This window comes from Christensenella sp. KGMB01412, assembly GCF_055522415.1.
Genome location: NZ_JBVFVW010000006.1, coordinates 148,226 through 163,187, shown reverse-complemented (window position 1 = coordinate 163,187; position 14,962 = coordinate 148,226). Strand labels below are relative to the sequence as shown.

Genomic DNA, 14,962 nt, shown 5'->3' with positions numbered 1-14,962 from the left:
TAAAAAGAAACTAAATAAAAAATATGAGAGGTGTAAAAATGAGAAAGGTTGTAACGTATAACCACATTGGTCTTGTAACTGAAAACTTAGAAAAAATTATTGATTTTTACTGCGGCCTGCTTGGCTTTAAGGTGGCTGCAAAATTTAGGGCGGATGATGAGGACAGCAGGAAGACGCTCAACCTTCCAGGTATGAGCCAGGACATAGTAATGCTGGAAAACGAGGACGGCTCGGTGGCGATGGAGCTATTGTATTATATCACCCCCAAAGCGCCGAGCACAGCGAGGCCGAGCGATTTTGCTTTCAATGACGTAGGGGTAAAACATTTCAGTGTATCAGTTGACGATATTGGAGAAATTTACCAAAAGCTTTCACAATATGATGGGAAAAGTGTTTCGGAGCCAATTTCGCATTCGGAAGGATTCACATTTATGCTTGTAAGGGATCCGGACGGAAATTATTGCGAAGTCAGACAATATAACTAAATAGACACAATGAAAACAACAGGAGGAAAAGAAATCATGGAAAAACTGAGAATTGCTTCAATTGGTGTGGGACGTATGGGAATTTGTCATGCTGAGACGGTTGCATTGCGTGTGCCGGACGCGGAGCTTGTGACGGTATGCGATCTGAATGAAGAGCTTGCAAGGTCTACTGCGCAAAGGCTGGGCGCGAGAAAATACACAACCGATTATCATGATGTAATGAATGACGAGGAAATTGATGCCGTGTTTATTACGAACACCTCTGCTGCGCACTGTGAGTGCATCAAGGCGGCCTGCGCTGCGAAAAAGCATATTTTTTGCGAAAAGCCGACGGGACTTACGTTTGATGAACTGGATGAAATAGACGAAGCTGTGGCGTCGAATAAAGGCAAAGTAATACAGGTGGCTTTTTTGAGACGGTTTGATAAATCGATGATGGATGCAAAGGCAAGAGTTGACCGTGGAGAAATTGGGGATGTGATTAAGGTAAAAAGCGTGACGAGGGATCCCGGCAAACACAGGGAATTTTTCGATCGTTTTCTACCGGGATCGGGTGGCATTTTCTTTGACCTGAACGTACACGATTTCGACCTTGCGAGATGGTTTGCAAATTCTGAGGTGGAAAAGGTGTTTGCGATTGGCGGGGTATACTCGTTTGAAGAATTTAAGGACTTTAACGACCTGGACGCTGATGCAGTTATGCTCCAGTTCCAAAACGGTGTGATGGCGGAAATTGAAGGTAACAGGCTGGCAACCTGCGGTTATGACGTTTGGCTGGAAGTAGTGGGGACAAAGGGTTCTATCACTGTAAATACAGGGATCAATTCATTTGTTACGGTGAAAGACGAATACGGTATGAGAAATGAATGCTGCCCGTGGTATTGGGAACGTTTTGGCGACGCATACGAGAGCGAAGTGTTTGCCTTTGTGGATGCCGTACAGACAGGCAAAGAAACTCCGTGTGGGACGACAGACGCAAGGCGTGTAGTAGAAATTGCAGATCTGGCAAAAAAATCGTTTGATGAAGGGACGTCTGTGTACAACCATTATCTGAAGTAAAGAATGGAGCCGGAAAATGGAGAAAAGAATTGAAGCGCTGTTCCAGCCAATCAAAATTGGAACATGCGAAATCAAAAACCGTATCGTACAGTGCCCAATGGATCCGGGACCAATCGTCGATTCAGACCGCAAGTTTGATTACCGTGCCAGGAACATACTGGAAGAAAGAGCGCGGGGGGGAGTTGGGTTGCTGATTACAGGAAGCATATATGTACTTACGCCGGAATGGGACTCTTTTGCTGATTACAGGGATGTATTTCTTGGACCTGCTACGGAAATGTGCAAAAACATCCACCAGTATGGGGCCAAGGTATTTGGTCAGCTTACAATTGGAGTGGGGAGATGTCAGTTTCTGACACCTGAAAATGTAAAGGATATTGACCGTAGCCGTCTTGTGGCTCCGTCTGACGGGGTTCCAAACGCATGGATGCCGGAAATAAAACATTCCGGTGTATCCAAAGACTGGATTGGCCATTTGCTTCAGTGTTTCAGGGATTCCGCAAAGCTTTTGAAAGATGCGGGATTTGATGGAATTGAGGTACACGCACTGCATGAGGGATATCTCCTGGATCAATTTGCGATTGAAAAATTTAACCACAGGACGGATGAATATGGCGGTACGCTTGAAAACAGGCTACGCCTTGCAAAGGAATTGCTGCAAGCTGTAAAAGACTCCTGTGGTGAGAAATTCCCAACCATAATGCGAATGAGTATGGAAAGCAAAATGAAGGGCCTGAACGATGGAGCACTGCCCGGGGAAAGATATGAAGAATACGGACGTTGCCGTGAAGAATCAAGAGAGATCGCCGTATTGCTTGAAAAAATGGGATATGATGCGATTGATGCGGACAACGGCTCAAACGACGCATGGTATTGGTCCCATCCACCTGTCTACATGCCGCATTTGTGCAATCTTGAGGATGTAGCATTTGTCAAGCAGGCCGTCAGAATTCCCATGTTCTGTGCCGGTAAAATGGACGATCCGTACAGGATTGCCAAGGCGATAGAGCAGGGGAAAATCGACTGTGCAAGTATTGGAAGGACGCTACTCGCCGAACCGGACTGGCCAAACAAGGTAAAGGAAGGACGAATGGAAGAAATACGTCCGTGTATTTCATGCCAAAGCGGCTGCTTTCGGATTGTATTTGGACAAAGCATGACCTGTGCTATCAACCCAAGGCTGGGAATGGCAAACGAGCGCGATTTCGGTAAAAGTGACCGTCCGGGGAGAATTGCTATTGTGGGCGGTGGTATTGGCGGTATGGAGAGCGCGAGAATTTGCAGCCTCAGAGGACATAAGGTAGACCTGTTTGAAAAGGACTCAAAACTGGGCGGTGTTTTTAATGCTGCGGCAATGCCTGCATGTAAGGCCTTTGACAGAAAGCTACTGGCATGGTATGAACACGAAATGGAGCGCTGTGGCATCATGATCCATCTGAACACAACAATATCCGCGGCAGAACTTGCGGCGAAAGGATATGACCGTGTGATTGCAGCCACGGGAAGCAAGGAACGCAGACTACCGATTCCGATGGATGTGGAAGCGGATATGCGTACCGCGATTGAGGCACTTTGCAGCCTTGATACGGTTGGTAAGCGTGCAGTGATCGTAGGGGGCGGGTTGACAGGATGTGAAATTGCCTACGAATTGGCTTTGAATGGAAGGAAGGTGAGCGTTGTAGAAATGCTTCCGGACATTTTGCAGACACCCTTCCTGAACCCTGCAAATTCAATGATGCTGCGCAATCTCCTGACGTATTACAAAGTGAATTTGTACAAAAATTCAAAGGTGGTATCTATTGGAAAAGAAGGCGTTTGTATTGAGAGCAAGGGAAAGCAGACAGAGATTCCAACCGATACGGTGGTCATTGCTGCAGGATATGTACCAAATCATACGCTGTTTGACGAACTCATAAAGCTTGGAGTAAATGCGTATAACATTGGCGACTCCAGAGAAGTTGGAAATTTGCTGTCGGTTGTAGAGAATGCTTACGACTGCGCAATGTCTTTTTGACAACAGGATAAAACAGAAAGGAAGAACAACAATGGACGTGAAGTTTGGGATTATCGATTTTGCCCTTCCGGGCAAACGAATCGGAAATATTAAGCTGGCGAGCGATATGGGGCTTAACGGTATACAGATCATTTATATCACGCCGGAAGACGAACCTTTTATGCTCGACTGGAAATGGCACAGGGATTATTATCTGGAGATGGGTGACAAATATAATGTAAAATTCCCTTCCGTAAATGTAAGCGATTTTGATTACACAGGTATGCTTCACCCCAAAAATACGGAAAAGGGAAAACTTGTCTATGATATTATCGACAGGACGATAGACATGGCCTCCTATATGAAAATGCAGATGGTATTATATCCCAGTTTTGGCGACGGTGAGATCAGGACGGAAGAAGAACTAGAAATTACTGCGGAGGCTCTGCGGTATGGCTGCGATGAAGCGGCAAAGCATGGAATGGATGTTACATCGGAAAACACGCTCTCACCGGAATGGACGTTGAAACTTGCAAAGCTTGTGGACAGACCAAATTTCTCAATCTCCTACGATACGCAGAATTATTGGAGGGTGGCGAGGCTCGATCAGCTTGAAGTAATCGATTTCCTGTACAAAAATGATCTTTTGTATCCTGAGATACATGTAAAGGACGGGATAGATAGTGTTATCAGCTCTCAGTTGATTGGAGACGGAAACGCCAACGTACCGGGTTCGCTCGAATATCTTAAAAACATCAACTACGACGGATGGCTCTATCTGGAAAATTACTACAGCAAAAAACCGTTGTGTGAACGTGGCGGGGATATTTTTGACCTGCTCAGGCAGGACGTCAAAAGAATGAAAGGTGCCTTTGAAGAATAAAGGCTGGGAGAGAAGGAGAAAAACATGGGAAAAGTAATTGGACTCAACCACATAGGAATCGTGGTGGAGGATTTGGAAAAAATGAAAGCCTTTTTTACTGGCGTTCTGGGATTCAGTGTGGAACGAGAATATGGTTGCAAGGATGATGATTTTTGCAAAGGAATTGGCCTTGGAGACGCCCGGATTAAGATAGCCGAGCTTTGTTATGCCGACCAGAGCCCGGCAATGAAGCTGCTATCCTATGAATCGTGCAAGTCGTCGAATACACAGCGCCCAAAAGATTTTATGATCAATGACACAGGATTGCATTACAGCCTTGAGGTCAGAGGAATCGACGAAATCTACGAAAAGCTTACAGACGCGGGCTTGGAATGCTTGAGCCCGCCGTTCTGGAGGGAGAGTGGAAATTCCTATTTGTTCTGCAGGGATCCGGAAGGAAATTTCTGTGAAATGGTTCAGTGTGGAAAATGAATCAAGTGGTTAAAAAAACGGCTGGAAGAATCCAGCTGTTTTTTGCTATTGGATTTGGAAAATGATCATTTGCCCAAACAGTACTTGAAGGCTGGACGATGCTCTGATACAATAATTAGGAGTATAAGTCATGATCCCCATCATTAGAGGTTTGACAGGCAAATGGCGGGGAAAGGAACGACAGAATCAGGCTGGTATTGTTTTCATCGGACGCAAAGGACTGTGCAGCTACAGATTTCGATGAGACGCAGGGATGGTTTTATGCCCGATACAGCAAGACCTTGCAAAATAAAGGGGGAAACGCGGTATGGAGTACTTCCAGCCGCTTCAAGTGAAATATGACAAAAGAAGGCGGAATCAAGACGGCAAAGGGTTTTTTGTTCGTATTGTCACGGATTGCGATTGTAATTGTTGTAATTGCGCTTGTTATTGTCGCATTTTATGCGGCAATGAACACCATGAATATCCGTATGGTAGCAAAGGATGCCTTTACGCAGAGAGCTACGGCGGTTTTAATGGATGACGAGGACGGGACGAACAAAGAGCTTTTGAGCCGCTTTTTCACAGAGTATTATTTGAGCGCCGATTCGTTGTTGCATGGATCGGCATATGATGATTTTACAATTACCAATTATTACCAGCGTACGGATGTAGACGGTACGATCGTGTGGCCGTGGCAGGATCGCGCAACGATTAACGTGGATGACCTGGTGACGGATATTGCCGGAACGCCGATCGTTCAGGATGAAGCGGCGGCGCAGGAGGGCCTGGAAATTACGCAGAAGCCCCCGGAATGGCAAAACGGAACCTATGAGGTAACGCTGGTTAAGGAAGACAATACCTGGAAAATAGACGGTATTAAGTTTGTGAAGGCTGTGGAGCCGACTGTAACAACCAGCCCTTCGGCAGTGGCAAGCCCTTCCGCAAGCGCGTCACAGGCTGCGGATGAGCCGGAGGACGGCGAAACGGCGCAGCAGGAATAAAGCGGAAAATAAGAGGGCATACAAAGGGATATTCTTTTGTATGCCTGTTTTTTTGACGGGAATGGACGATATGGAAATACCAAAAGTTTACCTTGCACCGATGGCGGGCGTAACGGATGCGGCGATGCGTGAGGTATGTATTGAGTGCGGCGCGCAAATGACCGTTACGGAGATGGTCAGCGCGAAAGGAATTATGTACAAAAATGCACATACCAAAGAGCTTCTCTCGCTTAGCAAGCTTGAAAAGCGGGTGGTGGTTCAGCTTTTTGGGCGGGAACCGCAGACGGTTGCAGATACGGCTAAAAAAATATGTGATTCGATGGGCGAACGGTTGTTTATGATAGATATCAATATGGGTTGCCCTGCGCCAAAGATTGTAAACAACGGCGAAGGGAGCGCGCTCATGAAGGAACCGATTTTGGCGGGAGAGATTATTTCTGCTGTCAAAAAGGCGTCGGATGTACCTGTCAGTGTCAAATTCCGCGCAGGGTTCAGTAACCGTGATAAAAACGCTGTAGCCTTTGCAAAAACAGCCGAGGATGCGGGAGCGGATGTACTTGCGGTACATGGAAGAACGCGCGAACAGTATTACAGTGGAAAGGCAGACTGGGATATTATCGCTGAAGTGAAGCGGGCCGTACAGGCAAAGGTGATTGGTAACGGCGATATCTTTACGGCACAAGATGCTGTGGGGCTGCTTGAAAAAACAAAGTGCGACGCGGTAATGGTAGCGCGCGGCGCGCAGGGGAATCCTTTTTTGTTCACGCAGATCAGGGAATTGCTTGAAACAGGATGCGTCAAAACAATTCCAACAGAGGAGCAAAAAATAAGGATGTGCCTGAGGCAGGCCCGTCTGGCTGTAGGCCAAAAGGGCGAAACGCTTGCGATCAAACAAATGCGTGGACACGCTTCCCATTATATAAAGGGAATGAAGCATGCGGCGCGTTTGCGTACCGAGGTAGTCCGGGCTGATACTTATGCGCAGCTCGAGGAAATATTGACCGGCATATTACGGCCAATGGATGAAACTTAGCGCGTAGCGAAATGCAATTATGTATGCTTTATAGCAGTTTTGGTAAATATTGGTTGTGTAACCATTTAATCAACTGCAATAAAAAATAAGTTGCATTTAAAGCTGTTTCATGGTATTATACTGCTGTTACGTATTTTAATCGGAGGTTTGTCATGGAGGTATTATCTCTTATCATAAAAATAGTGTTGGTAGCTTTCTCTATTTTCCTGATTGTGGTGGTTCTGCTGCAGTCTGGTGCGAAAACAGGGGTGCCCGGTGCGATCGGCGGCGGTGCGGAAGCTATGTGGGGTAAAAAGAAGGCCCGTGGGATGGAAGCGACGTTGGTGCGGCTTACAAGAATTGCCGCGATCGGTTTCATGATATTGGCTGTATTGCTTGTGGTCATGCAAAAGTATTGGATGTAAGCAAAAATGAGAATCAAAAGCACCCACGCAGGGGTGCTTTTTTTATGGCTGGATCATACGGAATGCGTATGACCGGAAGGACAGGAGAATTTATTTGATAGAAAAAGAACGGATATTGCAGATGATCGGCGACCGGATTTATGCAGATCCAAAGATGATGGCGCAGGATTTGGAAGTCCCGGAGGAGGAACTGCGGGAAGAGCTTGGCGCGCTGGAAAAAGAGAATGAGGTCGCAAAGACAAAAAGCGGGAAATATGCGCTGGCAAGCACGATGGGGTTGTTTAAGGGAGTTCTTGACTGTAAACAGGGCGGTTTTGCGTTCCTGAGAACGCCGGAGGGCATGGACGATATCTTTGTAGCGCCTTCGCATAAGGGCGGTGCGTTCAGCGGGGAAGAGGTGCTTGTAAAACTTTCGAAGCACCAGCAAGAGGGGAAGCATTTGGAAGGAAAGGTAATCAAGGTGCTTTCACCGCTACCCGTAGAGACGGTTGGGACTGTTCAGGCAAAAAATGGGACTGTATTTGTTGTGAGCGACGATTCGGCAATCGACGATATCTACGTTCCCAAAAGCAAAACAATGAAGGCCAAAAACGGCCAAAAGGTAGTAATCAGCGTAACGCGCCGTGCACAGAATGGAAAAAGCCCGGAAGGTAAAATTACTGAAATACTTGGACGGGCGGGAGACGCGGGCATCGATATCCTTGCATATGCGCGGCGGTTTGGACTGGTATCCGATTTTCCTGAGGATTGCGCGCAGCAGGCGCGTGAGCTGACAGGCGGGGAAAAGGATTTGAAGAACCGGCTGGACCTGCGCGATGAAATGATTGTGACGATTGACGGCGACGACGCAAAGGATCTTGACGACGCGGTATCGCTGCGCCTTCTGGATAATGGAAATTATGAACTGGGCGTCCATATTGCGGACGTAAGCCATTATGTACGCGAGGAAACGCCGCTTGACAGGGAGGCGCTCCGGCGCGGCACGAGCGTTTATCTGGTGGACAGGGTTGTGCCAATGCTTCCAAAGGAATTGTCCAATGATTTATGTTCGCTCAATGCAGGCGAGGATAAGCTTACGCTTTCCTGCCTGATGGAAGTCAACGCGCGTGGAGATATAGTCAGCCAGCGTATTGAGAATAGTGTGATTCGTTCCAGACATCGCCTGACTTACAATGGCGTGAACCGTCTTCTGGCCGGGGACGCGCAGGAAAATGAAGCGTATGCGGATATTGCCGGGATGCTGCGAAGCATGAATTCGATTGCCAAGACGCTTCGTGAAAGACGCTTTGAGAAGGGGAGCATTGATTTTAATATCGATGAAGCTGAGATCATATTAGGAGATAACGGCGTGCCCGTAGATGTTCGAGTCAGAAAACGCGGAGATGCGGAAAAGCTGATAGAGGAATTTATGCTCCGGGCGAATATCACAGTTGCAGAGTTATATCATTATATGGATATACCGTTTTTATATCGTATCCACGAACAGCCGGATGCAGACAGAATGAAGGAGCTTGCGATTTTTCTTGGGAATTTTGGTATCCACCTGAAGGGATTCCAAAACATTCATCCGCACGCGATTCAGGACGTGCTGGAGAAGGTTGCCGGTACGACAGAGGAAACGATTGTAAATACAGTGACGCTGCGGGCGCTTAAGAAAGCGCGGTACGCAACGGAGCCGGTTTCGCATTTTGGGCTCGCGGCAGATCAGTACTGCCATTTTACATCGCCTATCAGGCGATATCCGGACTTGCAGGTGCACCGTATTATCAAAGCGACGATAGAGGGCAGGATGAATGAGGGATATATTCGCCATTTGTGCAGCATACTGCCGGAGGTAGCGCAGCACACCAGCGCCCGCGAACGTAACGCAATCGAAGCGGAACGCGCAGTAACGAACCTGAAAATGGCAGAGTACATGAAGGAGCATGTTGGCGAGGTATACGAGGCAGTTGTATCGGGAGTGACTCGCTTTGGGATTTTTGCGGAGCTTAAAAACACGATAGAGGGCATGATTCCATTGGCGCGGCTTGATGATGATTACTATGAATACTATGAAAAAGAATACTGCGTGATCGGCGAACATACAAAAAAACGGATTACGCTTGGTGATAAGATCAGCATCAAGGTGGTATCCGCAGATGTGGCTTTGGGGAAAATAGAATTTACCTTTGCATAAACTTGGGTTATAATAGTAATAGAGAATGTGATAAGAGGAAGCGGCATGGCGGCAGGAGAGAAGGTGCTTGCGCAGAATAAAAAGGCGTGGCATGAATATTTCATAGAGGATAAGTACGAAGCAGGAATCGAGCTTGTGGGCACGGAAGTAAAATCGTGCCGTATGGCGAGGGTAAACCTGCGGGATTCTTATGTAAATATTCATGGAGCGGAGGCGTTTGTCAATAATTTACACATCAGCCCCTACGAAAAGGGAAACATTTTCAACAGGGATCCGCTGCGTGTCAGAAAGCTGCTGCTTCACAAAAAAGAAATCACAAGGTTATTGGGGCTTACCGCGCAAAAGGGATACACGCTGATTCCGCTGCGGATGTATTTAAAGCGGGGCAAGGTCAAGATTGAGATCGGCGTCTGCCGCGGAAAGCATTTGTACGATAAACGGCAGGATCTCAAGGAAAAGGCAATCAAGCGGGATATGGAGAGAAGATTTTAAGGAAAACAATTAAAAATTTCATATGGGGATGTACTGGTTTCGACGGGGGCATTTGTAAAGGCAATAAGCAAGCCGCAGTTGAGTACTCTGCGTTAAAAAGATTCACCTAAATATAAATGCTAAAACAAACAAAACTGCAGAGGTGGGTTCTCCCGCTCTGCTCGCTGCTTAATTAAATAAGCGGCCTTCTGACCTTTCCTTTCCTGTTTGGGAAAGAATCGGGAGCTAATTTAAAACAGGCTACTATGCTGCCAAAGCTTTGAGGCGGCATGGATTTTATGAAGCTACTTCTTCCTGAATTTTGTGGTTTGGGGTCTTGAAGAGGGAATTTTACAAAAACCAATAAGCTTGTAGAAAGTTGCCCGGGCAGGCTTTCGGACAGGGGTTCGACTCCCCTCATCTCCACCAAGTCTTACTGACAAAATAGCTGGATTTCTAAAAAAGCCTATAACAATGGGCTTTTTTAGGCTTCGAAACACAGAACAAAAAAAGTATGTTTTCCATAGCTGGATTTCAAATTTTCATATTTTTTCTAAAATATTAGTATAATATTTAATTAAAAAATGTATCGGATGAGCGGAAATATGAAAAAGGAATATCAATCTGTCAGTGTGTATGACGCTTTACAGGAACGGCTTGAATATATATTCCAAGAATTTGATAATATTTATGTTTCTTTCAGCGGAGGGAAAGACAGTGGGCTGCTGCTTAATCTTGTGATGGATTTCAAACGGAAATATTACCCTGACCGTATTGTTGGTGTTTTCCATCAGGATTTCGAGGCGCAATATACGCTGACAACACAGTACATTGAACGAACCTTCCAAAATTTATGGCCCGAGACCAAAAATCTATATTGGGTATGCCTGCCAATGGCGACGAGGACGGCGCTCAGCAGCTATGAAATGTACTGGTATCCGTGGGATGATACTAAAAAGAAGCTGTGGGTGCGCGATATGCCGGACCACCCTTATGTCATCAATTTAGACCATCCATTCGATCATTATCGCTACCGGATGCATCAGGAAGACCTTGCAAAGCAGTTCGGACGTTTTTATAAAGAGCAGCATGGGAATAAGAAAACGGCCTGCTTATTGGGCCTGCGGGCGGATGAATCACTACAGCGGTATAGTGGATTTTTGAATAAAAAATATGGATATAAAGGTGAATGCTGGATCTCCAAACAATTCAAGGATGTGTGGTGCGCCTCTCCCTTGTATGATTGGTCGACGAGCGACGTTTGGATCGCGAATTACCGGTTTGATTACGATTATAACGGTCTTTATGATATGTATTACAAAGCTGGATTAAAGCCGGACCAGATGAGGGTTGCTTCGCCGTTCAGCGACGCTGCAAAAGAAAGCCTGAACCTGTACCGGGTGATCGATCCTGTGATCTGGACAAAGCTGGTAGGAAGGGTGCATGGGGCAAATTTTGGCGCTATATACGGCAAAACAAAAGCAATGGGATATCGGAATATTACGCTGCCGGAGGGACACACATGGAAAAGCTATACTTATTTTTTGCTGGATACTTTGCCCAAAAGGCTACGAAATAACTATATCAAAAAATTTAACGCATCTATAGAATTTTGGCATAAGACGGGCGGCGGACTGTCGGAAGAGACGATAAGGGAACTAAAGGAGAACGGATACAAAATCAAACGAAATGGAGTTTCCAACTATACTTTGGATAAAAAGTCCCGGATTGTTTTTTTAGGGAGACTTCCAGACCATACGGACGATATCAAAAGTACCAAGGATGTGCCAAGCTGGAAACGGATGTGTTATTGTATTTTGAAAAATGACCATGTCTGCCGCTTTATGGGATTTGGATTGGCCAGGCAGGAGCAAAAACGAGTGGAAATGATCAGGAAAAAATATGGAGGATTTATCGATGAGCAAACAAGACTTTAAGAGTCCGGCGTATCAGGTCATTCCAGTGCCGATTGAAAAAGTGATTCCGAATACATATAATCCGAATAAAGTAGCGCCGCCGGAGATGAAGCTATTATATGACAGTATCAAAGAGGATGGTTATACCATGCCCGTCGTATGCTATTATGAAAAGACAGCGGATAGATATGTGATCGTAGATGGGTTCCACAGGTACCAGGTCATGATGAATTATCCGGATATTTATGAGCGGGAACATGGGATGCTGCCGGTTTCCGTGATCGATAAACCTTTATCAAAACGAATGGCAAGCACTGTCCGGCATAACCGTGCACGGGGCTCTCATGATGTGGACCTGATGAGCAATATTATCAAGGAGCTGCACGAGATTGGGCGTTCTGACGCATGGATATCCAAACATTTGGGAATGGATAAGGATGAGATTTTACGCTTGAAGCAAATAACAGGGCTTACCGCATTGTTCCGTGATGTTGAATTTGGGAGGGCGTGGAAACCGGCGGAGGAAACAGAATAGATATATACCGGCAATCAAACAGAACCCGTATTCCAAAGATACATATATGAAAGAGAAATGATACAATAAAACGAAAATAGGTATAAAAAAACGGGCACAGCCTGTATAAATTTTATCCGTTTACTTGCTATAATTGAGAGTATGTTCAGCAAAAAAACTCTCTGCAATTCAACTACACTAGTAAAATACCATTTGATTGACAGTGAACACAGGCAGCTTTTTCAGGCGATTAGTAATTTGCTGGACGCTTGTTCCTAGGGAAAAGGGCGCACGCAAATAGAGACCACGATTCAGTTCCTGAATAATTATGTGGGTAAGCATTTTTCCGGCGAAGAACGTCTGCAGATGGAAAGCAAATATTCGGATCACCCAGCGCACAAAAGATTCCGTGATGGATATAAGCAGAAAATGGCACAAGTGACTAACGAATTAACAGTAAATGGGGTAAATGTCTCATCTGTTGACAAGGTGAATGAAGCAGCAGGACTTTTGGTCGCACATATACATACAGAGGACAAACGATTGGCATAACACATAAAGTCCGCCAAGTAAGAAGGGATGAGCTGGGCGCAGGACACAAAGGGAGAAAGCCGCTCGTTTCCAGTAAGAAGGCATAATGAAAGCGGTTGGGGAATTTTATGCTCTCCAACCGCTTTTTGTAATTGAACCCCACGCTAAGCGTGGGGTTCCGTAAAGCTTAAAGCTATGAGAGAGAAAACCTCCGTTTGCTAAAATAAATTTGCGGACTGACAAACTGCAAAAAAGAAGCAAAGGGAGGTTTTCAAAATGAATGATAAAAAAAGCTTAGCACATACAAAATGGAACTGCAAATATCATATCGTATTGGCAATAGCATATTGAATAACACAAATCCGGTGATATATCGAAAGTGTAAAATAATGTATCATCTGAATTTGCCGTATCGTGAAATGTGTAATTCAGATCACTATAGCATTGGCACCAAAGTATAGAAGACAGGTGTTTTATGGAGAAAAAAGAAGAGAAGTTGGAGAAATATTGATGACAAGATGGGAGATCGGTTGAGGAGCCCATTTAAGGACAACCCATTTATGGATAGCAAGTAACGAATATGCAAATGTCAGGCCCTATATGTGCCTGTTTAGGCATTGCTGGTAGCCCGCATATGAAATACCTCCGGCGTAGCGGGGGGATATTTGAAGCCCGTAGTGATCCTGTAAAAGCAGCCCGGTGCCAATCTCTTCTGCATAACCGATCATGGCGCCCCTGCGGGAGCAGTACTCCGTAACGGGATGAATATTGGGATTATACCAAAAAAGCGTTGGCTCCAATCCCTCTTCGCGGAGGGCTTCAATATATTTGGTCGAACAGGGAGCACAACAAACATGAAGCAGTAATTTCATACAATTCCCCCTTTCACAAGTTATTTTATACAGTATCCAGCATCAAGAAAAGCGAGGCCTGTGGCAAGTGGAATCGTTTATGGCTGCTGTTTTCCGAGTGGGATATTTACATGGCATAAATAGTTCGATATAATTATATAAAAAACAGAAAACGGTTTCATATGAAAGAAAAATGAGTGGGGAAAACAGTATGATAGACCAGAAACTTTTCAATGAGATGATAAATAAAATGGAAAACACACTGAATGAGGGAAAAATTGATGTGATTTTATGTGAAAAGTTGGATAAACAAGCACTTGAATCACGCTTAGTAGAACATGCGTCTGAATACGGACAGATAATCTATCTGTTGAATGGAGCAATGGAATGCGAATGCAAAGACGGAAAACAAAAAGAGGTACATGCCAACGAGAGTATCCTGATCCCGCGGGGAATGCCGCACTGTATTAGAAATATAAGCAGTGAGGATTTTTTGACGATCTATGTTCAGTTTCAAACAAACCATTTCGAAATTTCCCGCTGCATTCATATTTGTGACAGAAATTTAAGAATCCTGTGGATTTTAGAAACTTTAAGAGATGAACTCAAATGTGAATACCGTTCCGCAATGATTGGACGTTATCTTTTTGGAACTGCTTTGCTGATGATGATAAAGATGCAGTTTGAAAAAGAAACTAAAATTTCAACATTTGACAAGGCAGTTTTGTATTTACGTACGAATATCAATGGAAAGATCAATATCGAAGAGCTTGCAAAGACGCTTTTTGTCAGCCCTTCTTATCTGTGCAGGTTATTTCAAAAGCGTGTGCATATGACAATCATGGGTTACTTGTGCAGCATGCGTATCAATGAAGCCATGCAATATCTGGAAGAAACAAATTATGGAATTGAAGAGATTGCTTTCAAAGTTGGATTTTCTTCCCCAAAATATTTCACGAAGAAGTTTAAAGAAGTGGTTGGTATGACGCCGTCTGCATTCAGGAAAAAATTCGAATAAAAATCAAATTTAAAAATCTGAGCCGTGTTTCATATGATAGGTTCAATAAAATATACTTTTTGTTCAATAATAGGCATTTTATTTACATAAAAACTATAATATAATTTCATACATAAATATAAACACTTGCGAAAATAAAAATCTATTTCTCAAGTCTTCATTCTATAATTCACA

At 44.8% G+C, this 14,962-nt stretch carries 15 protein-coding genes and 1 other RNA gene; 15 read left to right on the top strand and 1 reads right to left on the bottom strand.

The genetic code is table 11. The annotated features are described in order from the left end of the window. The first annotated feature begins 38 nt into the window (after nucleotides 1-38). The 14 genes from ACS5WU_RS10945 to ACS5WU_RS10880 all read left to right on the top strand — a co-directional run bounded on the left by ACS5WU_RS10945 (nucleotide 39) and on the right by ACS5WU_RS10880 (nucleotide 12,940). On the top strand, nucleotides 39-485 hold the full coding sequence (locus tag ACS5WU_RS10945) for a VOC family protein (protein ID WP_052740350.1): 447 nt from the start codon (nucleotides 39-41) through the stop codon (nucleotides 483-485). Between the two features lie 36 nt (nucleotides 486-521). Then, nucleotides 522-1,544, top strand: a complete 1,023-nt coding sequence (locus tag ACS5WU_RS10940; protein ID WP_046442933.1) for a Gfo/Idh/MocA family protein — start codon at nucleotides 522-524, stop codon at nucleotides 1,542-1,544. A 16-nt stretch (nucleotides 1,545-1,560) separates the two neighbouring features. After that, the gene (locus ACS5WU_RS10935) at nucleotides 1,561-3,558 is read left to right on the top strand and encodes an oxidoreductase (RefSeq protein ID WP_046442932.1); all 1,998 of its coding nucleotides are present in this window, start codon (nucleotides 1,561-1,563) and stop codon (nucleotides 3,556-3,558) included. 31 nt (nucleotides 3,559-3,589) lie between these two features. After that, nucleotides 3,590-4,420 carry a sugar phosphate isomerase/epimerase family protein gene (locus ACS5WU_RS10930; protein ID WP_046442931.1) on the top strand — a complete coding sequence of 277 codons (831 nt, stop codon included), beginning with the start codon at nucleotides 3,590-3,592 and terminating at the stop codon, nucleotides 4,418-4,420. A gap of 24 nt (nucleotides 4,421-4,444) precedes the next feature. Next, on the top strand, nucleotides 4,445-4,891 hold the full coding sequence (locus tag ACS5WU_RS10925; RefSeq protein ID WP_465089158.1) for a VOC family protein: 447 nt from the start codon (nucleotides 4,445-4,447) through the stop codon (nucleotides 4,889-4,891). 338 nt (nucleotides 4,892-5,229) lie between these two features. Next, complete coding sequence (locus ACS5WU_RS10920) at nucleotides 5,230-5,874, top strand: hypothetical protein (protein ID WP_046442929.1); 645 nt, start codon at nucleotides 5,230-5,232, stop codon at nucleotides 5,872-5,874. 40 nt (nucleotides 5,875-5,914) lie between these two features. Beyond that, on the top strand, nucleotides 5,915-6,907 hold the full coding sequence (gene dusB / locus ACS5WU_RS10915; protein WP_320606992.1) for a tRNA dihydrouridine synthase DusB: 993 nt from the start codon (nucleotides 5,915-5,917) through the stop codon (nucleotides 6,905-6,907). A 152-nt stretch (nucleotides 6,908-7,059) separates the two neighbouring features. Then, the gene (gene secG, locus ACS5WU_RS10910; protein ID WP_046442928.1) at nucleotides 7,060-7,311 is read left to right on the top strand and encodes a preprotein translocase subunit SecG; all 252 of its coding nucleotides are present in this window, start codon (nucleotides 7,060-7,062) and stop codon (nucleotides 7,309-7,311) included. Between the two features lie 94 nt (nucleotides 7,312-7,405). Beyond that, on the top strand, nucleotides 7,406-9,487 hold the full coding sequence (gene rnr / locus ACS5WU_RS10905; RefSeq protein ID WP_320606991.1) for a ribonuclease R: 2,082 nt from the start codon (nucleotides 7,406-7,408) through the stop codon (nucleotides 9,485-9,487). A 45-nt stretch (nucleotides 9,488-9,532) separates the two neighbouring features. Continuing rightward, complete coding sequence (gene smpB / locus ACS5WU_RS10900; protein WP_046442927.1) at nucleotides 9,533-9,979, top strand: SsrA-binding protein SmpB; 447 nt, start codon at nucleotides 9,533-9,535, stop codon at nucleotides 9,977-9,979. A gap of 24 nt (nucleotides 9,980-10,003) precedes the next feature. Then, nucleotides 10,004-10,387: a transfer-messenger RNA gene (ssrA, locus tag ACS5WU_RS10895) on the top strand. Between the two features lie 176 nt (nucleotides 10,388-10,563). Beyond that, nucleotides 10,564-11,895 carry a phosphoadenosine phosphosulfate reductase gene (locus ACS5WU_RS10890; protein WP_302762173.1) on the top strand — a complete coding sequence of 444 codons (1,332 nt, stop codon included), beginning with the start codon at nucleotides 10,564-10,566 and terminating at the stop codon, nucleotides 11,893-11,895. Continuing rightward, nucleotides 11,876-12,409: an IbrB-like domain-containing protein gene (locus tag ACS5WU_RS10885; protein WP_046442925.1), complete on the top strand. Its 534-nt coding sequence runs from the start codon at nucleotides 11,876-11,878 to the stop codon at nucleotides 12,407-12,409. The genes ACS5WU_RS10890 and ACS5WU_RS10885 overlap by 20 nt, the downstream gene beginning before the upstream one ends. A 345-nt stretch (nucleotides 12,410-12,754) precedes the next feature. Further along, nucleotides 12,755-12,940 (top strand): hypothetical protein, encoded by a 186-nt coding sequence (locus ACS5WU_RS10880; RefSeq protein WP_465089157.1) that lies wholly within the window; start codon nucleotides 12,755-12,757, stop codon nucleotides 12,938-12,940. Nucleotides 12,941-13,515: 575 nt separating this feature from the next. Here the strand turns inward: ACS5WU_RS10880 and ACS5WU_RS10875 are convergent. Beyond that, entirely contained in the window at nucleotides 13,516-13,791 is a 276-nt protein-coding gene (locus ACS5WU_RS10875; protein WP_320606990.1) for an epoxyqueuosine reductase QueH, read from the bottom strand. 190 nt (nucleotides 13,792-13,981) lie between these two features. Here ACS5WU_RS10875 and ACS5WU_RS10870 point away from each other — a divergent pair, with 190 nt between their 5' ends. Further along, complete coding sequence (locus ACS5WU_RS10870; protein ID WP_302762064.1) at nucleotides 13,982-14,788, top strand: AraC family transcriptional regulator; 807 nt, start codon at nucleotides 13,982-13,984, stop codon at nucleotides 14,786-14,788. The last annotated feature ends 174 nt before the right edge of the window (nucleotides 14,789-14,962 follow it).

Bases quoted from the DNA above. Each gene is read 5' to 3' on its own strand.
- ACS5WU_RS10935 (WP_046442932.1), top strand. From the start codon at position 1,561: ATGGAGAAAAGAATTGAAGCGCTGTTCCAGCCAATCAAAATTGGAACA.
- ACS5WU_RS10885 (WP_046442925.1), top strand. From the start codon at position 11,876: ATGAGCAAACAAGACTTTAAGAGTCCGGCGTATCAGGTCATTCCAGTG.
- secG (WP_046442928.1), top strand. From the start codon at position 7,060: ATGGAGGTATTATCTCTTATCATAAAAATAGTGTTGGTAGCTTTCTCT.
- ACS5WU_RS10870 (WP_302762064.1), top strand. From the start codon at position 13,982: ATGATAGACCAGAAACTTTTCAATGAGATGATAAATAAAATGGAAAAC.
- ACS5WU_RS10880 (WP_465089157.1), top strand. From the start codon at position 12,755: ATGGAAAGCAAATATTCGGATCACCCAGCGCACAAAAGATTCCGTGAT.
- smpB (WP_046442927.1), top strand. From the start codon at position 9,533: ATGGCGGCAGGAGAGAAGGTGCTTGCGCAGAATAAAAAGGCGTGGCAT.
- ACS5WU_RS10920 (WP_046442929.1), top strand. From the start codon at position 5,230: ATGACAAAAGAAGGCGGAATCAAGACGGCAAAGGGTTTTTTGTTCGTA.
- ACS5WU_RS10930 (WP_046442931.1), top strand. From the start codon at position 3,590: ATGGACGTGAAGTTTGGGATTATCGATTTTGCCCTTCCGGGCAAACGA.
- ACS5WU_RS10945 (WP_052740350.1), top strand. From the start codon at position 39: ATGAGAAAGGTTGTAACGTATAACCACATTGGTCTTGTAACTGAAAAC.
- ACS5WU_RS10940 (WP_046442933.1), top strand. From the start codon at position 522: ATGGAAAAACTGAGAATTGCTTCAATTGGTGTGGGACGTATGGGAATT.
- dusB (WP_320606992.1), top strand. From the start codon at position 5,915: ATGCCTGTTTTTTTGACGGGAATGGACGATATGGAAATACCAAAAGTT.
- ACS5WU_RS10890 (WP_302762173.1), top strand. From the start codon at position 10,564: ATGAAAAAGGAATATCAATCTGTCAGTGTGTATGACGCTTTACAGGAA.
- ACS5WU_RS10875 (WP_320606990.1), bottom strand. From the start codon at position 13,791: ATGAAATTACTGCTTCATGTTTGTTGTGCTCCCTGTTCGACCAAATAT.
- ACS5WU_RS10925 (WP_465089158.1), top strand. From the start codon at position 4,445: ATGGGAAAAGTAATTGGACTCAACCACATAGGAATCGTGGTGGAGGAT.